The organism is Paraburkholderia sp. A1RI_3L, assembly GCF_048957895.1.
GTDB classification, from domain to species: Bacteria; Pseudomonadota; Gammaproteobacteria; order Burkholderiales; family Burkholderiaceae; genus Paraburkholderia; species Paraburkholderia kururiensis.
Genome location: NZ_JARCHA010000001.1, coordinates 735,659 through 759,991, shown reverse-complemented (window position 1 = coordinate 759,991; position 24,333 = coordinate 735,659). Strand labels below are relative to the sequence as shown.

The window sequence follows — 24,333 nt, the reverse complement described above, 5'->3', positions numbered from 1 at the left end:
TTGATGCTTTGAGGACAGCGGCGCCGCTACACGAACGCGTGCGCATCCTCCGTCACCGGGTCTTCACCCGCGTTTTCAGCCGTGTTTTCACCCGCCCCTTCGCGAAACCGGCGCGGGGCCGCGCAGTGAATCAGCGTATCGACGAAGTGCTTTGCACGCGGCCACGGCCCGAAGCCCGCGGCCGTGTTGATGTGCCCCGCGTCGCCCAGGTTCACGAATGCGCTGCCCAGGTGCTGCGCAAGCGCGAGGGCACCGGCGGCGGGCATCCACGGGTCCGTCTCGCTGCCGATCAGGATGGACGGCACCGGCAGCCGCCGCGGCTCGAAGGCGCCCGCAAAACGAAATTTCTCCGGACTCGCGGGCGCGACGAGCAGCACGCCCGCCACATCCGCGGCGCAACTGCCCTGCAGCAACGCGTGAGCGGTCGCGAGGCAGCCGAAGCTGTGCGCGGCCAGCACGAACGGCCCGCGCTCACGTGCCAGCAGCGCGCGTAGCGCCTCGCCCCACGCTGCGAGATTGGGCGCATCCCAGTCCGCCTGCTCCACGCGCAACGCGCGCGGAAACTGACGCTCGAGCCAGGTCTGCCAGTGCGCACCCTCGCTGCCATGAAGGCCCGGCACCGTCACGAGTCGCGGCGGCCACACCGATTTGCTGCACGAAAGCATGATTTTTCCTCGCTTCCGGAATCTGTGAACGGATTGTGGCCTGCACCGTCGCCGCGCCGAACCAATTTTTTTTGCTTTGTTTTTTCCATCGCGCCGCTTCGGCGTGAACGTCTTGCTGCGCGCGGGCGCAACGTCGGTCGAAAAAGTAGAATGGACGCTTCCGCATGGCCGCCGCCGCTTACATGCAGGCGTTCTGCCCGCCCGCTCGTGCCTTCCTGAGCCTTCTAAAGCCCACGCGCATTCGATGAAGATCCTGTTCTATCAGCCGCACTCGAACCACGACACCTCAGACAACGACGCCTGGCTGCGCGGTCTGCAACAGGCGCTGCCGCAAGCGGAGTTGCGCGAGTGGCAACCCGGCGACCAGGCGAGTGCCGACTATGCCGTGGTATGGCGTCCGCCGCGCGAGCTTTTCGCGGGGCGCCACGACTTGCGCGCCATCTTCAACCTGGGCGCGGGCGTGGACGCGATACTCGGGCTCGAACGCGAATTCCCCGGCACGCTGCCGCGCGAGGCGCTGCTCGTGCGGCTGGAAGACACGGGCATGGGCCAGCAGATGGTCGAGTACATCGCGCATGCCGTGCTGCGCTACCTGCGCCGCTTCGACGAGTACGAACAGCTTCAGCAGGCGCGCCGCTGGAAGGTGCTGGAACCGCATCCGCGCGCCACGTTCACGGTGGGCGTGATGGGACTCGGCGTGCTGGGCACCCAGGTGGCGCAGGCGCTGGCCGCGCTCGGCCTGCCGGTGCGCGGCTTCAGCCGCAACGCGAAACAGATCGAGGGTATTGCGTGCTCGTCGGGCGAACTGCATGGCGCGGCGTTCGACGCGTTTCTCGATGGCGTGAAGGTACTCGTGAATTTGCTGCCGCACACGCCGGACACCGCCGACGTCATGAACGCGCGCACGTTTTCGAAGCTCGCGCGCGGCGCGTATCTCGTGAACGTGGCGCGCGGCGGACATCTGGTTGAACACGATCTGATCGATGCGCTCGCGCACGGCCAGATCGCGGCGGCCACGCTCGACGTATTTCGCGAAGAGCCGTTGCCCGCCGATCATCCGTTCTGGCGCGAGCCGCGCATCACCATCACGCCGCACAGCGCGGCGCAGACGCTGCGCGACGAAAGCATCGAACAGGTGGCGCACAAGATCGCGTCGCTCGCGCGCGGGGAGCCGATCAGCGGCATCGTGGAGCGCGAGCGCGGCTATTGAGGCTGGCCGCCAGAGACACCACACCGGCAGCAGAACAACCGCAGGAGACACACATGGCATTGCCAGCAGCAGTGAAGATTGTTGAGGTGGGGCCGCGCGACGGCTTGCAGAACGAGAAGGACTTCGTGCCCACCGCGATCAAGATCGAACTCATCAACCGGCTTTCGGCGGCGGGCTTTCCGAACATCGAGGCCGCGTCGTTCGTCTCGCCGAAATGGGTGCCGCAGATGGCCGACGGCGCGGAAGTGATGGCCGGCATCGAGCGCCGCGCGGGCGCGATCTATTCGGTACTCACGCCGAACATGCGCGGCTTCGAAGGCGCACAGGTCGCGAACGCCGACGAGATCGTCATCTTCGGCGCCGCGAGCGAAGCGTTCTCGCAGAAGAACATCAACTGCAGCATTGCCGAGAGCATCGAGCGCTTCGCGCCGGTTGCGCACGCCGCCAAGGCGCACGGCATGCGGCTGCGCGGCAGCGTGTCGTGCGCGCTCGGTTGCCCGTATCAGGGCGAGGTGCCGGTGGCCTCCGTGGTGGACGTAGTGGAGCGCTTCGCGGCATTGGGCTGCGACGAGATCGACATTGCGGACACCATCGGCGTCGGCACGCCGAAGCGCACGCGCGAGGTCTATGAGGCCGTGACGAAGGTGTTTGCGCGCGAACGACTGTCGGGCCACTTTCACGATACGTATGGCCAGGCGCTCGCCAACATCTACGCGGCGCTGCTGGAAGGCATCGAGATCTTTCACGCGTCCGTGGCGGGCCTGGGCGGCTGCCCGTACGCGAAGGGCGCCACGGGGAACGTCGCGACCGAAGACGTGCTGTACCTCATGAACGGCCTCGGCATTCGCACCGGCATCGACCTCGATCAGGTGGTGGCTGCGGGCGATTTCATCTCGACGGCCATTGGCCGCGCGAACGTTTCGCGTGCCGGCAAGGCACTGCTCGCGAAAGCGCGCGACGCTGCGGCCCGTTGCGTGTAACCGCGAAGCTCGCCCGAAGACCGCTGCACATGAACACGAACGGAAACACCGACATGACGGAAAACATCGCACCCGATACCCAAGAGAACCAGAACAACCTCGACGCCCTGCCCGACTCCGCGCGGCGCGTCGCGCTGCTGCTGCGCGAGCGCGGTCACGCGAAGCCCGTGGTCATGCTGCCCGAGACCGGCAAGACCTCGGCGGAAGCGGCGGCGGGACTCGGCTGCTCGGTCGCGCAGATCGCGAAGTCGATCCTGTTTCGCCGCGTGGAAGACGACGCGCCGGTGCTCGTCATCGCGAGCGGTGCGAATCGCGTGGACGAAAAGAAGGTGGCGGCGCACGTGGGTGCCGTGGGGCGTGCGGACGCGAAGTTCGTGCGCGAGAAAACGGGCTACGCGATTGGCGGCGTCTGTCCGATCGGGCACGCCGTGCCGCCCGTCACACTGATCGACGCGGACCTGCTCGAACTCGCAAGCCTGTGGGCCGCGGCGGGGCATCCGCACGCGGTGTTCAACCTCTCGCCCGACGAACTGATCGCGTTGACCGGCGCGCCTGTCGTGGACGTCGCGCTGCGCGACGCGTCCTGATGAGCGCATCGCAAGACCACACGCTGCCGCTGCGTGCGCAGGACCGCACGCCCGTGCCGTCGCCGTGCATCAACGTCTGCAAGATGAGCGCGGCCACCGGATGGTGCGAAGGGTGCCTGCGCACCATCGACGAAATCGCCGGCTGGTCGTCGCTCGACGATGCCGCGAAACGCGCCGTGTGGGACGCCATCGAGCGGCGCCACGCGCAACTCGTCGGCTCGCCATGAACGCGCCGCCGCGTGTCGTGACCATTGGCGAAACGTGCACGTGCACGCTCGCGCTCAGCGCGGAGTCGATCAAGTCGTTCGCCACGCTCGTGGACGACCGCAACCCGTTGCATCACGACGACGCGTACGCCGCGCAAAGCCGCTTCGGCGGGCTCATCGCATCGGGCACGCAGCCCACGGCGCACTTCATGGCGCTGCTCGCGACGCACTTCTCGCAGTACGCACAGCCGCTCGGCCTCGAGTTCGACGTCAAGCTCAAGCGCGCCGCGCATGAAGGCGACACGCTCGTCATGACGTGGCGCGTGCGCGACGCCTGGTGGAAGCCCAGCCTCAACGGCGACCTCGTGCAACTGGAAGGCAGCGTCGCGAACCAGCGCGGCGAAACCGTCGTCGTGGGCAAGGCGACGATTCTCGTGATGCCGAAGCCGGCGACATCGGCTTCTATCGCCACCGCTGCGTGAGGCGCTCTTGAACACCATCACGCCGCGCCTGCCCGCTTCCATGCGCGTCTTCGAACGCGGCTGGCTCTCGTCCAACAATGTGCTGTTCGTGGACGACGCGTGCACCGCTATCGTCGATACGGGTTACGCGACGCATGCGGCACAGACCGTCGAACTCGTGCGGCACGCGCTGGGCGCACGTCCGCTCGATCTCATCGTGAACACGCATCTGCATTCGGACCATTGCGGCGGCAACGCGCGGCTGCAAGCCGAATGGACCTGCGACACGCTGATTCCCACCGCCGAAGCCGAAGCAGTCAGTGCCTGGGACGAACACCGTCTGACCTTCCGCGGCACCGCGCAGACCTGCGAGCGCTTCGCTTTCACGGGCACCTTCGCGCCCGGTACCGCGCTCGTGCTGGGCGGCCTGCGGTGGGAGGTGCTCGGCGCGCCGGGTCACGATCCGCATTCGGTCATGCTTTACTGCGCGAGCGAACGCGTACTGATCAGCGCAGACGCGCTATGGGAGAACGGCTTCGGCGTGATTTTTCCGGCGCTGGGTGGTGAAACCCATGAGCACGGCGAAAGCAACGAAGGCTTTGCCGAGCAGCAGGCCGTGCTCGAAGCCATTGCGAAGCTGGACGTTGCCGTGGTGGTGCCGGGACACGGCGCGCCGTTCGCGAACGTGCACGAGGCGCTGGACCGCGCGTTTTCGCGTCTGGCCTGGCTGCGGGCCGATCCCACGCGCAACGCAAAAAACGCACTGAAAGTGCTGACCGTGTTCAAGCTGCTCGAACTGCGGGAAGCGACGTTTGCGGCACTGCTCGAGATGCTCGACGACGCGCAGATCGTCGGCGCAGCAGCCGCCATGCTCGCACCGCGCAACGCGTGGCCCGTGCTCATGCGCAACGTGCTCGAAGATCTCGCGAAAAGCGGTGCGCTGTTGGTGGAGGGCGAACGCATCACGGCACCGCACGCGTCGGTATGAAGCCTCAACGCGCGCAAATGAGCGCGCGGGCAATCAAGTGCGCAATCAGGCAGGCCGGAAGGGGGGAGTGAAGCGAGAAAAAAGCGGGAACGGTGAGAGCGGCCATCGAAACCATCTAGCCGCCGCATCAAAAAGAAAGCCGCTCGCAAGCCCTAAAGTGAACACTTTCAGCGGACAGCGAACGGCGCAATTTTCGACGTGATCAGCGTCCCACGCATCATACCGGCGCCCCTTGGGCCCCGCATCGGTGATTTCCCTACAGAATTTTGACGCAGGCTTAACGGCGGCCTACAGACGCATTGCAGGCAGCAGACTCCGCTTCACGCCGACGCCCGCGCCGCTGCGGCACCACGCGCCAGCCCAGATTCACACCCGCCGCCGCGAGCAGAATCAGCACCGCGCCTACCAGTTGAATCCATGCGAGGCGCTGCCCGAACGCCACGCGGTCCACCACGATGGCGACCACGGGATAAATGAACGACAACGCACCCGTCATCGCCGTGGGCAGCTTCTGGATGGCGCCGTAGAGCAGCACGTACATCACGCCGGTGTTCACCACGCCGAGCGTGACGAGCTGGGCCCAATGCACTGCCGTCACCGGCATCGCGTCGAAGCGCGCGAGCGGCGCCAGCGCCACCGCGCCGAACGCGAGTTGCACGAGTGCGATGAGATGCGGCGGCGTGCCCTTCAAGTGCTTCGTGATGATCGACGACACCGCGTAGAGGAACGCTGCGCCCACCGCGAGCGCAACGCCTTGCAGGTATTGCCCCGGCACGGCGAGCACAGCGGGTTCCACCTTCACGACGAAGACGAGACCCACGAACGCCACCAGCAGCCACACTACTGTGGACGTGGTAATGCGTTCACGAAACACGACCGCGCCGAGCGCCACGAGCATGAACGGCTGCGTGTTGTAGACGGCCGTGGCCATCGAGATCGACGCACGCGAATACGCAGCGAACAGCAGAATCCAGTTGAGCACGATGGCGATGGCGCCAAGCATCGCGAGCCCGACGACGCGCCATGACAGCAGCGAGCGTTTCAACAGCCCCAGCGCGGCGCAAATCAATGCGAGTGTGGCGCTGCCGAACACGCAGCGTAGAAACACGACGTTGAGCGCGGATTGCTGCGACGACACCACGAGCCAGCCGATCGATCCCGACATCAGCATCGCAACGGTCATCTCGGCGGCGCCGCGGCGGATTTCGCTTGAAGCCATGCCAGTCACTCTCCTTTGTCGACAACACGAAGTTGCGATTCAGTGTAGAGAGTCGGGCTCGCGAGAGATATGCTGAAATTGAGGCTTGAATGCCCGTTCGCCTATGAATCGAAGGCCATCATGAATAAACGCCTTGCATCGCCTGCCGCACGTCCGGCGCCCGTCACGCTGGACGAAACGGATCGCACACTCATCGCCGCCCTCGCCGAGGACGCGCGTCAGCCCGTGAGCGAACTCGCGCGCCGCATCGGACTTTCGGCGCCGAGCACCACCGAACGTCTGCGGCGGCTCGAAGCGCAGGGCGTGATCGAAGGTTTCACGGTGAGCCTCAATCCTCGCGCGCTGGGCTACACCTTGCAGGCCATCGTGCGCGTGAAGCCGCTGCCGGGACAGCTGCACCTGTTGGAAGAAGTGATCCGGCGGATTCCCGAGTTCGTGGAATGCGACAAGGTCACCGGCGACGACTGCTTCATCGCGCGGCTCTATTTGCACTCCATCGATCAGCTCGACGAGATTCTCGCGAAGGTGACCGAGCGCGCCGAAACGAGCACGGCCATCGTGAAGTCCACGCCCGTGGCAAGGCGGCTGCCGCCGTTGCCGTGATTGAGCAACGCGCGTGTCGTAGGTGAGCGCCAGGGCCTGTTCACGCTAATGCCTGGCCCCCAAGGACGCGTCAGCGGTCCAGCGCCTCGAAGAAGGAAAGCATCTCGTCGACCAGCGGCTCCGCCGCCTCTTCTGGAATGTAGTGACCGCATGGCAGCGCGCGGCCGCTCACGTCGCGGGCCACCTTGCGCCATTCTTCGAGTGGATCGAAGCAGCGGCCCACCACGCCCTTCTCGCCCCACAGCACGCGCAGTGGACACGCCACCTTGTTGCCGCGTTCGATGTCGGCGCGATCGTGTTCCAGGTCGATGGTCGCGGAGGCGCGGTAGTCCTCGCACATCGCATGCACGGCGCCGGGCTGGCGCAGCGCGCTGCGGTACGCGTCCAGCGCCTGCGGCGCGAACGGCGCGAGACCCGCATGGCGGCCACCCATCACGCGCTCCACGTAGACATCGGGATTCGCGCCGATGAGCGTCTCCGGCAACGGCTCGGGCTGGATCAGGAAGAACCAGTGGAAGTAGAGCGTGGCGAAGGTGCGGTCGGTGGCCTCGTACATGGCGAGCGTGGGCGCGATGTCGAGCAGCATCAGCCGCTCCACGGCGCCGGGATGATCGAGCGCCATGCGGTGCGCCACCCGTGCACCGCGGTCGTGGGCGCAGACGAGAAAACGCTCGAAGCCGAAGTGACGCATCACCTCGACCTGGTCGGCGGCCATCGCGCGTTTCGAGTACGGCGTGTGCCGTTCGTCGCTCGCGGGCTTGGCCGACGCGCCATAGCCGCGCAGATCGGTGGCAATCACCGTGAAGTGCCGCGCCAGCGCAGCTACGCACCGATGCCAGATCATGTGCGTTTGCGGATGGCCGTGAAGCAGCAGCAAGGGCGGACCTGCCCCGCCCTTCACCCCGAAAATATCGACACCGCTTGTCGCAGTCGTCACGTGAAAGGGTGTGAACGCCTCGAAGGACATAGTCGTCTCTTGTCGTTGTTGGTCTGGTTCGCGAATTGTAGAACGCGGATGGGTACCTTCGAGGTGGGATGGCGCACGCAATCCGTAGAACCCGAACACTCCTTCCAGTACGAGGCCCGTCGTGCAAGGCAGATGCATCGCCTATAATCGAACGATCGTTCTCCAAAACAACCCACATGATGGGACACGCGGTGCACCCTGCACCGCTCTGCTTCACCGCTACACTCATATCGTCGAGCCGCTTGCCACTCTCACGCGGCCGTCACTCAGGAGACTCTCGCCATGGCCTTGCCCGCCGTCCTGCAAAACCTTGCGCTGCCTGTCGTCGCTTCGCCGATGTTCATTGTCAGCTATCCCGAACTCGTGCTCGCGCAATGCAAGGCTGGCATCGTCGGCTCGTTTCCCGCGCTCAATGCGCGGCCCGCGGAATTGCTCGACGAATGGCTCACGCAGATCCAGCGGCAGCTCGCGGCGCACAAGGCCGCGCACCCCGACGCCGTGATCGGTCCCGTTGCCGTGAACCAGATCGTGCATCAGTCGAATGTGCGGCTCGAGCAGGACATTCGCGTGTGCGTGGAGCACAAGGTGCCCATCTTCATTACGAGCCTGCGGGCGCCGGCCAAGGAAATCGTGGACGCCGTGCACAGCTACGGCGGCATCGTGCTGCACGACGTGATCAACATGCGGCACGCGAGCAAAGCGCTCGAAGCCGGCGTGGACGGTCTCATTCTGGTTGCCGCGGGTGCCGGCGGGCATGCGGGCACGATGTCGCCGTTCGCGCTCGTCGGTGAAGTGCGCCGCGTGTTCGACGGGCCCATCGTGCTTTCGGGCGCCATCGCGAACGGCGGCTCGATTCTCGCGGCGCAGGCGATGGGTGCGGACCTCGCCTACATGGGCACGCGCTTCATCGCGACGCAGGAAGCGCACGCGGTGGACGACTACAAGCGCGCCATCATCAAGGCGAATGCGGCGGACATCATCTACACGAACCTCTTCACCGGCGTGCACGGCAACTACATCCGCGAAAGCATCGTGAACGCCGGGCTCGATCCGGACGCGCTGCCCGAGTCGGACAAGTCGCGCATGAACTTCGGCAGCGACAAGGCGAAGGCGTGGAAAGACATCTGGGGCGCAGGCCAGGGCGTGGGCCTGATGGACGACGTTCCCACGGTGGCCGAACTCGTCGCACGACTCAAGAAGGAATACGACGAGACGAAGGCGCGGCTGGGCATTGCGCGCTGAGTTTGCGTTGCGTTGACACTGACGCTGCCCGTCAGCGTCGCCCGCTCATAACCGGGCGCGTTCGCGTCCTCACATATTCCGCCGATACTGCCCGCCCACCTCGAATAGCGCGTGCGTGATCTGCCCGAGCGAGCAGACGCGCACCGCGTCCATCAGCACCTCGAATACGTTCGCGTCGTCCATGACAGCCTGCTTGAGGCGTGCCAGCGCGGGCTGTGCGTCGTCGCGATGACGTGCCTGGAAGCTGCGCAGCCGCACGAGCTGGCTGCGCTTCTCGTCTTCCGTCGAGCGCGCGAGTGTGAGCGTGGCCGGCGCCTCGTGCGCATGCGGATTCACGAACGTGTTCACGCCCACAATCGGATACGACCCGTCGTGCTTGCGATGCTCGTAAAGCAGCGACTCGTCCTGAATGCGTCCGCGCTGATAACCGGTCTCCATGGCGCCCAGCACGCCGCCGCGCTCGGTGAGGCGGTCGAACTCCGCGAGCACCGCGGCCTCCACGAGGTCCGTCAGTTCCTCGATCACGAAGCTGCCCTGGTTCGGGTTCTGGCTCTTCGCGAGCCCCCATTCGCGATTGATGATGAGCTGGATGGCGAGCGCTCGCCGCACGGATTCTTCCGTGGGCGTGGTGATGGCTTCGTCGAATGCGTTCGTGTGCAGCGAGTTGCAGTTGTCGTAGATCGCGATGAGCGCCTGCAACGTGGTGCGGATATCGTTGAAGTCGATTTCCTGCGCGTGCAGGCTGCGCCCCGAGGTCTGCACGTGATACTTGAGCTTCTGGCTGCGCTCGTTCGCGCCGTAACGCTCGCGCATCGCGAGCGCCCAGATGCGGCGTGCCACGCGGCCGAGCACGGTGTACTCGGGGTCCATGCCGTTCGAGAAGAAGAACGAGAGATTTGGCGCGAAGGCATCGATGTGCATGCCGCGCGCGAGATACGCCTCCACGTACGTGAAGCCATTCGCGAGCGTATAGGCAAGTTGCGAGATGGGGTTCGCGCCGGCCTCGGCGATGTGATACCCGGAGATCGAGACCGAATAGAAGTTGCGCACGCCTTGATCGACGAACCAGGCCTGGATGTCGCCCATCACCTTGAGGCTGAATTCCGTCGAGAAGATGCAGGTGTTCTGCCCTTGGTCTTCCTTGAGGATATCGGCTTGCACAGTGCCGCGCACGTTGTGCAACGCGTGCCGGCGTGCCGCGTCGATTTCTTCGCCCGTCGGTTCGCGGCCTTCGGTTGCTGTGCGCGCACGCAGCCGTTCGATCTGCTGCTCGATGGCCACGTTGAAGAACATGGCGAGAATGGCGGGCGCGGGGCCGTTGATGGTCATCGAAACCGATGTGTCCGGCGCGCACAGATCGAAGCCGTCGTAGAGCGCGTTCATGTCGTCGAGCGTCGCCACCGAGACGCCCGAGTTGCCGATCTTGCCGTAGATGTCGGGCCGCTCGTCGGGCTCTTCGCCGTAGAGCGTGACCGAGTCGAACGCCGTGGACAGGCGCTTCGCGGGCATGCCCTCGGCGAGCAGCTTGAAGCGGCGGTTCGTGCGCATCGGGTCGCCCTCGCCCGCGAACATGCGCGTGGGGTCTTCGTTTTCGCGCTTGAACGCAAACACGCCGCCCGTGAATGGAAAATGGCCGGGCAGGTTTTCGAGCATCAACCAACGCAGCGTCTCGCCGGGGTCCGCGAATTTCGGCAGCGAAATCTTGCGCATCGTCGTGCCGGAGAGCGTCGTGACGGTGAGCGCCGTGCGAATCTCGCGATCGCGTACTTTCACGACGTGTTCTTCGCCCGAGTACGCCGCCACGGTTTGCGGCCACGCGTCGAGCAGCGCCTTTTCGCGCTCGCCGAGTTGTGCTTCGCGTTCGGCGATAAGCGCATCGATTTGTTCGCCTGTCGTGGCGGTCGCTGTTGTATCGCGCGCGTTCGTGACGTTGGCCTCGACGCTTCCGCTCGACGCCAACATGCGGCGCGTCTCCGTCAGCTGCCAGCGTTCACGCGCCAGTTGCGACTGCGCGACGACGCGCTGCCGATACGCGCGCACCGTCTCGGCAATTTCGCTCAAATACCGCACGCGCGCGGGCAGCACGATGGCGTGCAGGCCGCTCGAATGACGCTGGCCGTCGAGCGCCGGCAGCGTGCCGCCGCCCTCGCGCAGTCCGTGTTCACGCAGTGCGCGCGCGATGTGCTGATAGAGCGCCGTCACGCCGTCGTCGTTGAAACGCGACGCCACTGTGCCGAACACGGGCATCGCATCGGGCGCCGCCGTGAAGCCGCGGTTGCGCTGCACCTGCTTGGCGACGTCGCGCAATGCGTCGGCCGCGCCGCGGCGGTCGAACTTGTTGATGGCGACCACGTCGGCGAAGTCGAGCATGTCGATCTTTTCAAGCTGGCTCGCCGCGCCGAATTCGGGCGTCATGACGTAGAGCGACTGATCGGCGAGCGGCACGATGGCCGCGTCGCCCTGGCCAATGCCGGAGGTCTCCACGATGACCAGATCGAAGCCCGCGGCCTTGCAGGCAGCGATGGCGTCGGGCAGCACATCCGAAATTTCGCTCGACGCTTCGCGCGTGGCGAGCGAGCGCATGAACACGCGCGCGCCGTGCCCCCAGTTGCCGATCGCGTTCATGCGGATGCGGTCGCCCAGCAGCGCGCCGCCGGACTTGCGGCGCGACGGGTCCACGGCGAGCACGGCGATGGCGAGTGCGTCGTCGAAGTCGAGCCGGAAGCGCCGCACGATTTCGTCCGTGAGCGACGATTTGCCCGCGCCACCCGTGCCCGTCACGCCGAGCACGGGCACGCGCCGCGCGGCCGCACGCGCAGCCAGTTCGGCACGCAGCGGCACGCCGGCCTGGCCGGTTTCGAGCGCGGAAATGAGCACGGCGAGTTGATGGAAAACCGGCGTGGGGTCGGCCGGTAAAGCGAGGGTGTCGGCCCGTAGGCTCTGCGCGGCGCCGTGCGGGCTCGCGGCATCGTCGCGTGAGTCCGCAGCAGGATCATCGCGCGACATCACGGCCTGACCACAGCGCGCAATCATGTCGTCGATCATGCCTTGCAGGCCAAGCCGCTGGCCGTCCTGAGGCGAGTAGATGCGCGCCACGCCATAGCGTTCCAGCCCGGCGATTTCCTCGGGCACGATCACGCCGCCCCCGCCGCCGAACACCTTGATGCGTTCGCCGCCGCGTTCGCGCAGCAGGTCGACGAGATAGCGGAAGTATTCGACGTGCCCGCCCTGGTAGCTCGATACGGCCACGGCGTCGGCGTCTTCTTCGAGCGCGGCGGTAGCGACGTCGTCCACCGAACGGTTATGGCCGAGGTGAATGACCTCGACGCCGCTCGCCTGAAGGATGCGGCGCATGATGTTGATGGACGCGTCGTGGCCGTCGAACAGCGCGGCGGCCGTCACGAAGCGCAAACGGCGAACCGGAAGCGGCGAGCGCAGCGGCTTGTGGCCGCCGGCGCGCTGCGGCGTGGAAAGGTCGGTCATGTCTCCCCCGGGTCGTCCTACGGGTTCGGGTTGTCTGCCCAGTATAGACAAACGACATGGTCAGCCTTGGCGTTGCGATCCGGCTTTTCCGGCTGGCTTTCCCGCTTCCGACGGCCCCGTTGCCGGCCCCTTTGCCGGCCCCTCTGCCGGGCTCCTTTGCCGGGCTCTTTTGCCGCCCCCCCCCCTTTGGCCCCTTTGCCGGTCGCCCCGTTGCCGGCCCTCTGCCGGTCGCCCCTCTGCCGGTCGCCCCTCTGCCGGTCGCCCCTCTGCCGGTCGCCCCTCTGCCGGTCGCCCCTTTGCCGGGCCCCTTGGCCGCTGCCTTCGCGAAAACGGATGCGCTTTCGCCGCCCCTTCTCAACTCGCCGCGGCGGCGCGAATCTGTTCGAGCGTCGGCCACAGCCCTTGCCCGGCGAAGCGCTGGGCCATGAAGTCGACGAAGGAGCGCACCTTCGCCGACAGGTAGCGGCGGCTCGCATACACCACGTGGATGGGCAGCTCGCGCGGCGGCGCGACGTCGACCAGAATCGGCACGAGGCGGCCAGCGGCGATGTCGTCGCCGATCACCTCGGTGCCCAGCAGCGCGACGCCCGCACCGTGCAGCGTCACCACGCGCTGCGCTTCCAGATGATTGACCACCATGTTGCCCGCCAGCCGCACGCGCGAGCCGCCCGCCATCGACGAGAGCGTGAGTTCCTGCGCCGACACGTCCGCGTAATGGATGAAGTTGTGGCGCGTGAGGTCGTCGAGCGTCTTCGGCGTGCCGTGCCGCGCCAGATAGTCGGGCGACGCACAGAGCAGGATGTGTGCGGTCGCAATCTGCCGCGCGATCAGCGAAGACGACTTCAGGCCGGATGGCGATGCCCGCACGGCCACGTCGAAACCTTCGTCGATCAGCTCGACGACGCGGTCCGACAACTGGATATCGACGGTGACCTTCGGGTACTGCGCGGCGTAGTCGGCGGCCGCGCTCATGATGTGGCGCAGGCCGAACGCCGAGAGACACGTCACACGCAGTCGTCCTTGCGGCACCACGCTCGCGGCGCTGACCGCCTGCGCCGCTTCCTCGATTTCACCGAGCGCTTGCGAGAGCCGCTCGTAATACTCGCGTCCCGCTTCGGTGGGCGCAACGCGCCGCGTGGTGCGGTTCAGTAGCCGCGCGCCAAGCTGCTGCTCCAGATGCATGACGTGCTTGCTCGCCATCGCCGGCGACATCTCGGCCCGCGCGGCCGCGCCGACGAAGCTGCCCGTCTCCACGACGTGGCGGAACACTTTCATGCTGACGAGGGTATCCATCGCAATCACTCACCGGAAGAATCAATCGGCGCCATTGTGCGCGTTTTATCAAATGGAAGTGAGCAAAAGGGTAAGGCGGGGCGCTCATGTTGAGCGGCGTAGGCCGACGCGCGAAGAGCGCCGACGTCGGCAGAAAGGCGCAACGTGCAGGAGCAGCGTGGTGAAAGAAGAAGCCCCCATGCACGCGAACCGCGATGGGCCGCGCGAATGGGGTACCGCGAATTGGGGGGCGAACTTCGTAGTAGCGGACGCAGGAGTCGGAGGCGCGAGCGCGAAACCGTCGCGCAGCGCATAGAGCGGCAGGCGCTGCGTCGACCCGCCGGGTTGTCCTGCCGCCCGGCCCGGCCGACGCGTCGCCCCCGCCTGCCGCCGCGGTCAGAACTTCGCGCGCATGCCGACGCCGAAGGTATCCCCCGACGACTGGTTGCTGATGTGGTCGTACATGTAGGCGGCGTACACGTCGGTGCGCTTCGACAGCGGATAGTCGTAGCCTACGGCCCACGTCTGGCGCGTCTGGTCGAGGCCGCCGCCGTCGCGCGAGTACGCGTACGACGCCATGGCCGTGCCCGTGCCGAGCGGCGCGCTCACGCCGCCCTGCGCCGTGTTCACGTGCCAGCTGCCGACGTTCTGGTCGTTCTTCGTGTACATGTACTGGCCGAACAGCTTCACGTACTTGAGGTCGTACGACAGGCCGAGCTGCGCCACGCTCTGACTCTTCAGGCCGGTGACGAGGCTGTTCAGGTCGGTGGGGCTGTCGTTGAAATTCACGTACTGATAGACCGCGGTCGCAGCGAACGGACCGTGGAAGTAAAGCACCTGGCCGCTCCATTTCTTCGAACCGTTGTGGTCGGCGCTGTTGCCGAGCGCGTACATGGCGGCGCCCGAAAGACCGTTGAAGTCCGGCGTCGCGTACTGCACGGCGTTGTTCCAGCCGGAGTCGCCTATTACGCCCTGGTCCGTCGTGTAGGTGGGGAACGTGCCGAGGCCGAGGAACACGTGATACACCATCGGCGAGAAGGTGTACGAGTCGATGAACGGGTTGAACAGAATCGTCGAGACGAACAGGTGCGTCGTGAGACGGCCCGCCGTGACGGTGCCGTAAGGCGACTCGATGCCGACGTACGAGTTGCGGGCAAAGAACGTGTCGCCCTGGAAGCGGCCGTACTGGCCGTTCTGCGCGCGGAAGAAGCTTTCCAGCGTGAAGATCGCCTTGTAACCGCCACCCAGGTCCTCAGCGCCCTTCAGGCCCCAGTAGGACGTCGACATGCCGCCGCCGGACACATTCCAGGCGCGCTGACTGCCGGGAAATTTCGTGGCGCCGACCCATTCGTCGACCTGGCCGTAAAGCTGCACGCTCGATTGCGCGAATGCCGACGATGCGCAGGCCAGCAACGCGGCGACGGCGCTCATCTTGAGCGTAGTGTTCAGCGCACGGCTGACGGTTGTCTTCATAGAATCTCCTGTCTTTGTCAAAGGGCCTGAAAGGCCGAAAGGCTGTACGGCTGGGCGGCGGGTTGCTCGCGCAAGCCGTTTGTTGTGGGTCCGTTGGAGGCGTCGGGCCAGATGCGGGCGGGACCATCTTTGCGGACCATTTTTGTGGACAAAAATATCGGGGCTTATTGCCGGTATACGTGCTTGATTAGTTTTGGTGTGTCCCTTGCTGCTAGACCGTTGACGCTTGTGACTACGCGGCAATGCGCCATGTATGGGTGGCCGCGAGAATCCTTTCCAGGCAAGGCGCGGCGAAGGGCGGCACATGCTCACTGGCGACGGATACGGCCGCACCACATCCGGCGCCGAATTGTCAGGGATTGGATTGCGCCAGACATTCCGGCGCAGGGAATTTTCAAAAAAGTGTGGTAAGGACGCGTCAGGTCCCGCGCGACCTGGACAAGCGCGGGGAGAACGGCAGGGGAACGGCAGCTAACGACGAAAGTTCGCTAGTTGCGATACGGCGAGGACATCGGCTGACGCAGCCCTTCTTCTGCCTGGCGAGGAAGCGGCCGGTACGTGCTGCGCTCCTCGTTGTAACGGGCGACGTCTTCGCGGATAGAGCCCGCGCGCACGGGGGAATTGGCGGGCGGGTGAGGCACGGGTCGAGCTTCGGTGCTGATCGGCGTGATGGCGCCGGGGTACGGGGCGTTGCCGCCATTGCCCGGCCGGTAGACATCGGGCCCGGCGGCGACGCGCAACGGCGTGCCGCCCGGATTGCCATAGCGGCCGGCGTGCGCCCGCGCCGCGTGACCCTGGCGACCTTCGCGAGCGCCGCCGTGGGGTGCGGCGGCAATGCGGGCACTGACGCCGCCGCCTTGGAACCCGTGCGAACCGTGCGGCGGACCGCCGCCTTCGGGCCTGGCGTGCGCGAACGCGACCGCGGCGGCGAGCAGCGCGCCTGCCATCCATCGTCCCGTTCTTGCCAGCCCTGCGTACATGTGTTGCCTGCCCTGCCCGACCATCCTTCCCGCGGCCGCGTACCGGGTGCGTCGGACCTGTTCGAGGCGCTATGCACGGTGAGTAACTGTTTCCGCCGGGCGCGCCTCGCGACCTTTGAGCAGTAATTTATGGGTCGGGCGTAAGAGGTGTCGAGCCAAAAAGTGTTATGCCCCGGGCAGGGTTGTAACCACGTGTTACTGCACGGTTTTTGCGCCTTCCGCGCCCTTTTTGCGCGTGATTTGACGCCCTCTCGCGGATCCCGGACTTACGCCAAAGTGCCGCCCACAGTTGCAAAAACACGTCACGTTTCACGCCCTCCTATGACTCCGACACGGGCACGTTCCATGCAATAACTTCATTAATGAATTCGGCAAATGAATTTGCTTTTTTAATCGAAACGCGCCGACAATAGATACTTCCATTTCGATATTGCATTGCCGCAATGCGCGCCCGCGGCAGCCGTTCCTACGCTCTCGCGCTCCGAGATTCCCGATGGCCCGTCCAAAATTCCTCCCAGACAATTTCACGCTATGCCTCGTCGGCACGGTGATTCTTGCGAGTCTTCTGCCCGTGCACGGCGAAGCCTCGGTGCCGTTCAACTGGCTCACCAACATTGCCGTGGGGCTGCTGTTTTTCCTGCACGGCGCCAAGCTATCGCGCGAAGCGATCGTGGCGGGTGCCACGCACTGGCGCCTGCATCTGCTCGTACTCGCGAGCACTTTCGTCCTGTTCCCGCTCCTCGGCGTCGCGCTTAAGCCGCTCCTTTCGCCACTTGTCACGCCTGCGCTGTATGCCGGCGTCCTGTTTCTCTGCACGCTGCCGTCCACCGTCCAGTCTTCCATTGCGTTCACGTCGATTGCCAAAGGCAACGTGCCGGCCGCCGTGTGCAGCGCCTCGGCTTCCAGCCTGATCGGCATCTTCGTCACCCCGGCGCTGGTGAGCCTGCTCGTCACCAACCAGGCGGCGGGCGGTACTTCGGCGTGGCACACGGTGGGCAACATCGTGCTGCAACTGCTGGTGCCGTTTCTGGCCGGGCAAGTGCTCCGGCCCGTGATTGGCGACTGGATCGAGCGCAACCGCGGCGTGCTCAAGTTCGTCGATCAAGGCTCGATCCTGCTCGTGGTGTACGGCGCCTTCAGCGAGGCAGTGAACGAAGGCCTTTGGCACCACCTTTCGGTGGGCGCGCTGGCCGGCCTCGTGGTGGTGAACGCGGTGCTGCTCGCCCTTGCACTCGCCATCACGATGTTCACGAGCAAGCGGCTTGGCTTCTCGCGACCGGACCAGATCACGATCATCTTTTGCGGGTCGAAGAAGAGCCTCGCGGCTGGGGTGCCAATGGCGAAGGTGATCTTCGCCTCCAACGCCGTGGGGGCGGTGGTGCTGCCGCTCATGTTGTTCCACCAGATCCAGCTGATGGTGTGCGCGGCGCTCGCGCAGCGCTGGGGCGCGCGCCGGATGGAAACCCAAGCGGGCGACGAATCGCGTGCCGTTCCCCGGCCTGCGCGCGATCCCGCGACGATGGGCCGTCGCGAAGCGACTTCCAGCAGCAAATAAGGCATTCATGGCGTTCCTTGACGTGATTCCGGGGTAAGTCCCGGGCGGGCCCCCTTGGCTGTGGGTGGCCGCCGGCCGCCCTGCACGGCTTCCCGCTATTCCACGCAAAATGCCGCCGCGCGTCTGCCTGGCCGGATGGCCAGGCACCGCGTCATGCGAGCCGCCACCGGAACCACACGGCCCCGCCGCAAAAAAAACGGCAGACCCGCAATGCGTTGCGCATAAAGGCGGCGCCGCTACCCGGCACCACCCCGGTGCAGTACGTCACTAAAAATTCATTCAATTCCCGCCTCAGGCAGCCGTTAAGGCGACCATCGCTAGCCCCGGCTGTCCGTCCATGTCACCTCGCGCGCCATCGCAACCCGTTGCACCGTGCATCGAAGACCTGATCGCGCGGCGCGAGCTGTCCGCCGTGTTCCAGCCGATCATCGACTTCGACGGCGGCTCCATCGTCGGCTATGAAGGTTTGATTCGCGGGCCGGCCGGCACGCCGCTGGAATCGCCGTTCCGGCTCTTCGCGCAGGCCGCCGCGGAGGGCCGCACGATGGCGCTCGAGCAGGCCGCCGCCCTCACCTGCATCGAGGCCTTCGCGCAGTTCGCCTGCGAAGGCAAGCTGTTCCTCAACTTCAGCGCGGGCGCTATCCGTCAGTTGATGGAAACCGGCGAGCCGGCCTTTGCGCTGCTGCGTCAGCGAGGGCTCGATACGAACCGCGTCGTGATCGAACTCACGGAACAGAGCGCGATTGCCGACCTGAGCGACTTCCTGCCCGTGGTGGCGTCGCTGCGCGCCATGGGCGCGCAGTTCGCGCTGGACGACTACGGCACCGCGAACGCGAGCATGAACCTGTGGGTGCGCCTGCAGCCGGACGTGGTGAAGATCGACCGCTTCTTCATCCACGAAATTGCGAGCGATCCGCTCAAGTTCGAAGCCGTGCGCGCCATGCAGCACTTCGCGAACGCGAGCGGGGCGCGCCTCGTGGCCGAAGGCATCGAAAACGAAGCGGATCTGATCGTGCTGCGCGACATGGGCATTGGCTGCGGCCAGGGCTATTTCTTCGGCCGCCCGGCCACGCGACCGGCGCTGGCGGTGGCCGAAGAGGCGCGCAACGCGATCGGCGCCGGGCATATCGCGGTGTTTCCCGAGACCACGCGCAACGCGCCGGCGTCGCCCTCGGGCAGCATGGCCTCGGCACGGATGCTGGTGCAGGCGCCCGCCGTGCCGCGCCAGGCCACCAACAACGACGTGCTCGAACTCTTCAACCGCCTGCCCGACCTGCACGCCGTGGCCGTGGTGGAACACGACGTGCCCATCGCGCTCATCAACCGCCGCGCCTTCATGGACCGCTACGCGCTGCCGTATCACCGCGAGCTGTTCGGCAAGAAGCCGTGCCTGCAGTTTGCGAACGCGTCGCCTGTGGTGATCGAAAAGTCGATGACGGTCGAGCAGATGGCCAAGCTCCTCGCAAGCGACGACCAGCGCTACCTGGCAGACGGCTTCGTGATCACCGACAACGGCCGCTACGCGGGCCTCGGCACCGGCGAGAACCTCGTGCGCGCGGTCACGGAGGTGCGCATCGAAGCGGCGCGCTACGCGAATCCGCTCACCTTCCTGCCTGGCAACATTCCCATCAGTTCGCACATCGAGCGGCTGTTGAGCCACGACGCGGGCTTCTACGCGTGCTACGTCGATCTGAACCACTTCAAGCCGTTCAACGACCAGTACGGCTACTGGCAAGGCGACGAGGTGCTGAAGTTCGCCGCCGCCGTGCTGGCGGACGTGTGCGACCCGACGCGCGACTTCCTCGGCCACGTGGGCGGCGACGATTTCCTGATCCTGTTCCAGAGCGACGACTGGCACGACCGCGCAATGCGCGCCATCCGCCTCTTCAACGAAGGCGCGCAACGCTTCTACGCGCCGGCCGACCGCCTGGCGGGCGGCATCCACGGCGAGGACCGGCGCGGCAACCCGACCTTCTTCGGCTTCGTCACGATGGCGATTGGCGGCGTGCGCATCGAGTCGGGCGGCGGCGCGAAGTACAGCAGCGACGAGATCGCGTCGGTGGCCGCGCTCGCGAAACGCCGGGCGAAGCACGAGTCCTCGGGCTTCGTGCTGGTGGATGCGGGCGAGAGCGCGGCACAGCTGCGCGGGCGCCCCGAGACGCCGCATGCTGCCGAAGGCGGCGGACGGGGCAAGGCGGAGACGGGGAGTTCGCACGCCGCGTCGCGCAGCACCGCGCGGGCGTCTTGCGCCGATTCGACGGCGCGGTGAAGGAGGCGGGCGGTTCGCGCAACGCTCCTGGTGTCGGCGCGCGCCGCCCGTAAGCCGTCAAGCTCGCCTGCCCGCTTGGCCGCCATGTGATCCGGCCAGATACGCCGACGCTGCGGCGCGCGGCTGAGCGGGCGCCTCAAGCTGAAGGTCGTCATGCCGTGGCGACCCGAGCAACGGAAGGCCTGCCCATCCAAGCCGGTCTGGTCCAGACTGGCACGCCTTCCTGGCTAAACGCCTTCCTGCCTAAACGCCTCCCCGCCTAAGCGCCCTCCTCCAGCCTCATCACGCCCCACCTGACCAGCCCGGTCAGCCCGGTTGGGGCTGCTCGTCGCTGAACCGTCAGTGCCTTCCCCCTTCGCCCGCGCCGCCCCTGTTTAGCGATTTTTACTAAACAAAAATAAACAGCTTTCATCCCTTTTTCTACGGGTATTTACGCGTATCTCACACGGCTAAACAAGGCTTCTCAGGCGGGCTTTTACTATACAATCGTCCGAACTCAAAACGCCCGCGGTCAAGCCTCTCGCGCTGCCGCCACGAACCCATGGGGACAACCATCCGCGATGTCGCTCGCGCGGCCAGCGTGTCGATCGGCACCGTTTCGCGAGCGCTGAAGAACCAGCCCGGCCTCTCCGACGCCACGCGCACCCGCGTGATCGAGGTCGCGCGCAGTCTCGGCTACGACGCCGCGCAGTTGCGTCCACGCATTCGCCGGCTCACCTTTCTGCTGCATCGTCAGCACAACAACTTCGCTGCGAGCCCGTTCTTCTCGCACGTGCTGCACGGCGTGGAAGACGCGTGCCGCGAACGCGGCATCGTGCCGTCGCTGCTCACCGCCGGCCCCACCGAAGACGTCGTGCAGCAACTCCGTCTGCACGCGCCGGACGCCATCGCGGTAGCCGGTTTCGTTGAACCCGAAACGCTCGCCACCCTCACCGCCATGCAACGCCCGCTCGTGTTGATCGATCTCTGGGCGCCCGGGCTGCGCTCGGTGAATCTCGACAACGCCGCCGGCGCCGGGCTCGCCATGCGCCATCTGTTCCAGCAGGGTCACAAGCGCATTGCGTTCATCGGCGGGTCGCTCGCGCACTTCAGCATCGCGCAGCGCGCGCTCGGCTACCGGCGCGCGTTCTTCGAGGCGGGGCTGCTGTTCGATCCGTCGCTTGAAGTGAACATCGACGCCGGGCTCGACCCCGACGCCGGCGCCGCGCTCGCCATGCGTCGGCTGCTCGACGCACCGGCGTCCGCGCGGCCCGACGCCGTGTTCGCCTACAACGACGCTGCCGCGCTCGCCGCCATGCGCGTGTGCCTCGCCAACGGACTGCGGGTGCCTGAGGACATCGCCATCGTCGGCTTCGACGACATTCCGGGCGCCGCGCACGCCAGTCCGCCGCTCACCACAGTGGCCGTAGACAAGGAAGCGCTCGGGCGCCGAGGCGTGGCACTGCTGCTCGAAGACACCCCCGGCGAGACCGAAATCCGCCTGCCCGTTCAACTGATAACCCGCGCCAGCACCTTGGGGAGACAGCCATGACGCAACCACGATCGCCCGGCACGGGCGCCACGAAGCGGGCCGCTGCCGCTCGCGCGCCGCACGCTCCGCTCGCCCCCGCAGCGGCGGCCACGGCAGCCGCAACCACGCCGGCCGGCGTGCCGCCCGTCGAAAGCTTTCGCGACCGCCGCTTCCTGCTCTCGCACGTCGAAGACACGCTGCGCTTCTACGCGCCGAACGTGTTCGACGAAAGCGGCGGCTTCTTCCACTATTTCCGCGACGACGGCTCGGTCTACAACGCGAGCTCGCGGCACCTCGTGAGCAGTTGCCGTTTCGTCTTCAACTACGCGATGGCGTACCGCCAGTTCGGCGACCCGCTCTACCTCGACTACGCGCGCCACGGCCTGCACTTTCTGCGCGACGCGCATTGGGACGCGCAGCACGAAGGCTACGACTGGGAAATCGAGTGGCGCGACGGCCGCCGGCGCACGCTGGACGGCACACGCCACTGTTATGGCCTCGCCTTCGTGCTGCTCGCGTGCGCGCACGCGGCGATGGCGGGTATCGAAGAAGCGCGGCCGATGATCGGCGCCACCTTCGAGCTCATGGAGCGCCGCTTCTGGGACGGCGCGGCCGGCCTCTACGCCGACGAAGCCACGCCCGACTGGCGCGTGTCGAGCTACCGCGGCCAGAACGCGAACATGCACACCACCGAGGCGCTGCTCACCGCGTACGAAGCCACCGGCCACCTCGTCTATCTGGACCGCGCCGAACGCGTGGCGTCGAACATCACGCTGCGTCAGGCCAAGCTCTCGCACGGGCTCGTGTGGGAGCACTTTCACGCGGACTGGTCCGTGGACTGGCATTACAACGAGGAAGACAGTTCGAACATCTTCCGCCCCTGGGGCTTCCAGCCGGGGCACCAAACCGAGTGGGCGAAGCTGCTGCTGATTCTCGAGCGGCACCGTCCGCTGCCGTGGCTCGCGCCGCGTGCCATCGAACTCTTCGACGCCGCCATGGCGCACGCCTGGGACGACAACCACGGCGGCCTCTATTACGGCTTCGGCCCGGACGGCACGGTCTGCGATCACGACAAGTATTTCTGGGTGCAGGCGGAGACCTTCGCGGCCGCCGCGCTGCTCGCGAAGCGCACGGGCAACGAACGCTTCTGGGACTGGTACGACGAGATCTGGCGCTATAGCTGGACGCACTTCGTCGACCATCGCTATGGCGCGTGGTACCGCATCCTCACCTGCGACAACCGCAAATACAGCGACGAGAAGAGCCCGGCCGGCAAGACCGACTATCACACGATGGGCGCGTGCTACGAGGTGCTGAACGCGCTGCCGGACGGCACAGCCATGGCGGCGGACGCGGCAGGCGGCGCGAACGAGGCCAACGGCCGTGCCGCTGCCGCCACGGGCAAAGGCGCAGCCGCAGGTAACGGAAAGCGCAACGGCAAACATAACGGCAAGGGCGCCTCCGCACTGCGCGCCAAGCCGCAACGGACTTCGGGCAGCACCTCGAAAGTCGGCTCGAAACCAGGTACCCACGTCGCTTCGGAAAACCCGGCCCGCAGCAAAGCGAAGAAAGACGAAACCCCGCGCGCAAACAAGAACGGCGCCAGCCGCGCAGCGGCCCGCACGCGCGCGGCGCACCCGGCGCCCCGTCGCACAGGATCTGCACGATGAACACTCCGGCACCTACCCACGCGCCGCAAGGCACCGCAGCGGGCCTGCCCGTCTTCGTATCCGCGGGCGACATCCTCACCGACCTCGTGCGCACCGGCGAAGACCACGAATCGCACTGGCTCTCGCGTCCCGGCGGCGCGGGCTGGAACGTGGCGCGCGCCGTCGCGCGGCTCGGCCTGCCCACGGCGTGCGCGGGCTCGCTCGGCACCGACTGCTTCTCCGACGAACTCTGGAACGCGAGCGTCGTCGCGGGTCTCGACATGCGTTTCATGCAGCGCGTGGAGCGGCCGCCGCTGCTCGCCATCGTGCATCGCACGCATCCGCCCGCGTATTTCTTCATGGGCGAGAACAGCGCTGACCTCGCCTTCGACCCCGCGCGTCTGCCCGAGGGCTGGATGGCGCAGGTGAAGTGGGCGCACTTCGGCTGCATCAGCCTCGTGCGCCAGCCGCTCGGCGAAACGCTCGCCACGCTCGCGGCGCAACTGCACGCACGCGGTGTGAAGATCAGCTTCGACCCGAACTACCGCAACCTCATGGAGCACGGCTACGAGCCGACGCTGCGCAGAATGGCCGCGCTCGCGGACCTCATCAAGGTGTCGGACGAAGACCTGCGGCTGCTCTTCAAGACCGAAGACGAAGCCGCCGCCATCGCGACGCTGCGCGAGATGAACCCCGCGGCCACGCTGCTCGTCACGCGTGGAGCGGAGAAGGCGACGCTGTTCGTGCCCGGCGCGCAAGGCACCGAAGGCACAGCAGCCGGCACGACGTTCGAAGCCAGCCCGCCGCGCGTCGAAGTGGCGGATACGGTAGGCGCGGGCGATGCTTCTATCGGCGGCCTGCTGTTCAGCCTCATGACGGCTCCGCAACGCTCGTGGCCCGAGCACCTCGCGTTCGCCCTCGCGGCGGGCGCGGCCGCGTGCCGGCACAAGGGCGCGCATTCGCCGTCGCTCGATGAAGTGGTGTCGCTGCTGGAGCGCTGAAACCGGCGCTGCG

Annotated in this window: 20 protein-coding genes; 13 read left to right on the top strand and 7 right to left on the bottom strand. The window is 66.4% G+C overall.

The genetic code is table 11. The features are described from left to right. Positions 1 to 26: 26 nt before the first annotated feature. On the bottom strand, positions 27 to 665 hold the full coding sequence (locus tag PXJ20_RS03595) for an RBBP9/YdeN family alpha/beta hydrolase (protein ID WP_421030193.1): 639 nt from the start codon (positions 663 to 665) through the stop codon (positions 27 to 29). 244 nt (positions 666 to 909) lie between these two features. Here PXJ20_RS03595 and PXJ20_RS03590 point away from each other — a divergent pair, with 244 nt between their 5' ends. From PXJ20_RS03590 to PXJ20_RS03565, 6 genes are read left to right on the top strand one after another with little or no spacing between them, the layout of a single operon-like run. Further along, positions 910 to 1,875 (top strand): 2-hydroxyacid dehydrogenase, encoded by a 966-nt coding sequence (locus tag PXJ20_RS03590; protein WP_421030192.1) that lies wholly within the window; start codon positions 910 to 912, stop codon positions 1,873 to 1,875. A gap of 53 nt (positions 1,876 to 1,928) precedes the next feature. Then, a complete protein-coding gene (locus tag PXJ20_RS03585) occupies positions 1,929 to 2,855 on the top strand; it encodes a hydroxymethylglutaryl-CoA lyase (RefSeq protein ID WP_199542848.1) in 927 nt (308 codons plus the stop codon). 53 nt (positions 2,856 to 2,908) lie between these two features. Continuing rightward, positions 2,909 to 3,442, top strand: a complete 534-nt coding sequence (locus tag PXJ20_RS03580) for a YbaK/EbsC family protein (RefSeq protein WP_026120985.1) — start codon at positions 2,909 to 2,911, stop codon at positions 3,440 to 3,442. Beyond that, positions 3,442 to 3,669 carry a DUF1289 domain-containing protein gene (locus PXJ20_RS03575; protein ID WP_126879226.1) on the top strand — a complete coding sequence of 76 codons (228 nt, stop codon included), beginning with the start codon at positions 3,442 to 3,444 and terminating at the stop codon, positions 3,667 to 3,669. The genes PXJ20_RS03580 and PXJ20_RS03575 overlap by 1 nt, the downstream gene beginning before the upstream one ends. Continuing rightward, the gene (locus PXJ20_RS03570; RefSeq protein WP_413212922.1) at positions 3,666 to 4,130 is read left to right on the top strand and encodes a MaoC family dehydratase; all 465 of its coding nucleotides are present in this window, start codon (positions 3,666 to 3,668) and stop codon (positions 4,128 to 4,130) included. The genes PXJ20_RS03575 and PXJ20_RS03570 overlap by 4 nt, the downstream gene beginning before the upstream one ends. A 40-nt stretch (positions 4,131 to 4,170) precedes the next feature. Beyond that, a complete protein-coding gene (locus PXJ20_RS03565) occupies positions 4,171 to 5,097 on the top strand; it encodes an MBL fold metallo-hydrolase (RefSeq protein WP_421030968.1) in 927 nt (308 codons plus the stop codon). Positions 5,098 to 5,374: 277 nt separating this feature from the next. Here PXJ20_RS03565 and PXJ20_RS03560 read toward each other — a convergent pair whose 3' ends face one another. Next, the gene (locus PXJ20_RS03560) at positions 5,375 to 6,316 is read right to left on the bottom strand and encodes a DMT family transporter (protein ID WP_421030191.1); all 942 of its coding nucleotides are present in this window, start codon (positions 6,314 to 6,316) and stop codon (positions 5,375 to 5,377) included. Between the two features lie 120 nt (positions 6,317 to 6,436). On the opposite strand from PXJ20_RS03560, the gene PXJ20_RS03555 reads away from it, so the two are divergent. Beyond that, positions 6,437 to 6,919 (top strand): Lrp/AsnC family transcriptional regulator, encoded by a 483-nt coding sequence (locus tag PXJ20_RS03555; RefSeq protein WP_421030190.1) that lies wholly within the window; start codon positions 6,437 to 6,439, stop codon positions 6,917 to 6,919. Between the two features lie 70 nt (positions 6,920 to 6,989). Here PXJ20_RS03555 and PXJ20_RS03550 read toward each other — a convergent pair whose 3' ends face one another. Continuing rightward, positions 6,990 to 7,886 (bottom strand): alpha/beta fold hydrolase, encoded by an 897-nt coding sequence (locus PXJ20_RS03550; RefSeq protein ID WP_017772517.1) that lies wholly within the window; start codon positions 7,884 to 7,886, stop codon positions 6,990 to 6,992. A gap of 282 nt (positions 7,887 to 8,168) precedes the next feature. Here PXJ20_RS03550 and PXJ20_RS03545 point away from each other — a divergent pair, with 282 nt between their 5' ends. Next, complete coding sequence (locus tag PXJ20_RS03545; RefSeq protein ID WP_421030189.1) at positions 8,169 to 9,128, top strand: NAD(P)H-dependent flavin oxidoreductase; 960 nt, start codon at positions 8,169 to 8,171, stop codon at positions 9,126 to 9,128. Positions 9,129 to 9,197: 69 nt separating this feature from the next. Here the strand turns inward: PXJ20_RS03545 and icmF are convergent, their stop codons facing one another. The 4 genes from icmF to PXJ20_RS03525 all read right to left on the bottom strand — a co-directional run bounded on the left by icmF (position 9,198) and on the right by PXJ20_RS03525 (position 16,303). Further along, positions 9,198 to 12,611, bottom strand: coding sequence for a fused isobutyryl-CoA mutase/GTPase IcmF (gene icmF, locus PXJ20_RS03540; protein ID WP_421030188.1), 3,414 nt, complete (start codon positions 12,609 to 12,611; stop codon positions 9,198 to 9,200). Positions 12,612 to 12,965: 354 nt separating this feature from the next. Then, positions 12,966 to 13,904 carry a LysR family transcriptional regulator gene (locus PXJ20_RS03535; RefSeq protein ID WP_017772514.1) on the bottom strand — a complete coding sequence of 313 codons (939 nt, stop codon included), beginning with the start codon at positions 13,902 to 13,904 and terminating at the stop codon, positions 12,966 to 12,968. A gap of 375 nt (positions 13,905 to 14,279) precedes the next feature. After that, a complete protein-coding gene (locus PXJ20_RS03530; protein ID WP_421030187.1) occupies positions 14,280 to 15,356 on the bottom strand; it encodes a porin in 1,077 nt (358 codons plus the stop codon). A gap of 488 nt (positions 15,357 to 15,844) precedes the next feature. Beyond that, positions 15,845 to 16,303, bottom strand: a complete 459-nt coding sequence (locus PXJ20_RS03525; RefSeq protein ID WP_421030186.1) for a hypothetical protein — start codon at positions 16,301 to 16,303, stop codon at positions 15,845 to 15,847. A gap of 526 nt (positions 16,304 to 16,829) precedes the next feature. Here PXJ20_RS03525 and PXJ20_RS03520 point away from each other — a divergent pair. The 5 genes from PXJ20_RS03520 to PXJ20_RS03500 all read left to right on the top strand — a co-directional run bounded on the left by PXJ20_RS03520 (position 16,830) and on the right by PXJ20_RS03500 (position 24,320). Continuing rightward, positions 16,830 to 17,891: a bile acid:sodium symporter family protein gene (locus tag PXJ20_RS03520; RefSeq protein ID WP_126879234.1), complete on the top strand. Its 1,062-nt coding sequence runs from the start codon at positions 16,830 to 16,832 to the stop codon at positions 17,889 to 17,891. A 337-nt stretch (positions 17,892 to 18,228) separates the two neighbouring features. Then, positions 18,229 to 20,160 carry a GGDEF domain-containing protein gene (locus tag PXJ20_RS03515; RefSeq protein ID WP_126879235.1) on the top strand — a complete coding sequence of 644 codons (1,932 nt, stop codon included), beginning with the start codon at positions 18,229 to 18,231 and terminating at the stop codon, positions 20,158 to 20,160. A gap of 541 nt (positions 20,161 to 20,701) precedes the next feature. After that, a complete protein-coding gene (locus PXJ20_RS03510; protein ID WP_199542872.1) occupies positions 20,702 to 21,691 on the top strand; it encodes a LacI family DNA-binding transcriptional regulator in 990 nt (329 codons plus the stop codon). After that, positions 21,688 to 23,340 (top strand): AGE family epimerase/isomerase, encoded by a 1,653-nt coding sequence (locus PXJ20_RS03505; protein WP_421030185.1) that lies wholly within the window; start codon positions 21,688 to 21,690, stop codon positions 23,338 to 23,340. Before PXJ20_RS03510 ends, PXJ20_RS03505 begins: the two co-directional genes overlap by 4 nt. Beyond that, positions 23,337 to 24,320, top strand: a complete 984-nt coding sequence (locus PXJ20_RS03500; protein WP_421030184.1) for a carbohydrate kinase family protein — start codon at positions 23,337 to 23,339, stop codon at positions 24,318 to 24,320. The genes PXJ20_RS03505 and PXJ20_RS03500 overlap by 4 nt, the downstream gene beginning before the upstream one ends. Positions 24,321 to 24,333 lie beyond the last annotated feature (13 nt).

Coding starts and splice junctions, on each gene's coding strand:
- PXJ20_RS03565 (WP_421030968.1), top strand. CDS start 4,171: ATGCGCGTCTTCGAACGCGGCTGGCTCTCGTCCAACAATGTGCTGTTC.
- icmF (WP_421030188.1), bottom strand. CDS start 12,611: ATGACCGACCTTTCCACGCCGCAGCGCGCCGGCGGCCACAAGCCGCTG.
- PXJ20_RS03590 (WP_421030192.1), top strand. CDS start 910: ATGAAGATCCTGTTCTATCAGCCGCACTCGAACCACGACACCTCAGAC.
- PXJ20_RS03595 (WP_421030193.1), bottom strand. CDS start 665: ATGCTTTCGTGCAGCAAATCGGTGTGGCCGCCGCGACTCGTGACGGTG.
- PXJ20_RS03545 (WP_421030189.1), top strand. CDS start 8,169: ATGGCCTTGCCCGCCGTCCTGCAAAACCTTGCGCTGCCTGTCGTCGCT.
- PXJ20_RS03535 (WP_017772514.1), bottom strand. CDS start 13,904: ATGGATACCCTCGTCAGCATGAAAGTGTTCCGCCACGTCGTGGAGACG.
- PXJ20_RS03520 (WP_126879234.1), top strand. CDS start 16,830: ATGGCCCGTCCAAAATTCCTCCCAGACAATTTCACGCTATGCCTCGTC.
- PXJ20_RS03530 (WP_421030187.1), bottom strand. CDS start 15,356: ATGAAGACAACCGTCAGCCGTGCGCTGAACACTACGCTCAAGATGAGC.
- PXJ20_RS03525 (WP_421030186.1), bottom strand. CDS start 16,303: ATGGCAGGCGCGCTGCTCGCCGCCGCGGTCGCGTTCGCGCACGCCAGG.
- PXJ20_RS03500 (WP_421030184.1), top strand. CDS start 23,337: ATGAACACTCCGGCACCTACCCACGCGCCGCAAGGCACCGCAGCGGGC.
- PXJ20_RS03560 (WP_421030191.1), bottom strand. CDS start 6,316: ATGGCTTCAAGCGAAATCCGCCGCGGCGCCGCCGAGATGACCGTTGCG.
- PXJ20_RS03570 (WP_413212922.1), top strand. CDS start 3,666: ATGAACGCGCCGCCGCGTGTCGTGACCATTGGCGAAACGTGCACGTGC.
- PXJ20_RS03515 (WP_126879235.1), top strand. CDS start 18,229: ATGTCACCTCGCGCGCCATCGCAACCCGTTGCACCGTGCATCGAAGAC.
- PXJ20_RS03580 (WP_026120985.1), top strand. CDS start 2,909: ATGACGGAAAACATCGCACCCGATACCCAAGAGAACCAGAACAACCTC.
- PXJ20_RS03555 (WP_421030190.1), top strand. CDS start 6,437: ATGAATAAACGCCTTGCATCGCCTGCCGCACGTCCGGCGCCCGTCACG.
- PXJ20_RS03575 (WP_126879226.1), top strand. CDS start 3,442: ATGAGCGCATCGCAAGACCACACGCTGCCGCTGCGTGCGCAGGACCGC.
- PXJ20_RS03550 (WP_017772517.1), bottom strand. CDS start 7,886: ATGTCCTTCGAGGCGTTCACACCCTTTCACGTGACGACTGCGACAAGC.
- PXJ20_RS03510 (WP_199542872.1), top strand. CDS start 20,702: ATGGGGACAACCATCCGCGATGTCGCTCGCGCGGCCAGCGTGTCGATC.
- PXJ20_RS03505 (WP_421030185.1), top strand. CDS start 21,688: ATGACGCAACCACGATCGCCCGGCACGGGCGCCACGAAGCGGGCCGCT.
- PXJ20_RS03585 (WP_199542848.1), top strand. CDS start 1,929: ATGGCATTGCCAGCAGCAGTGAAGATTGTTGAGGTGGGGCCGCGCGAC.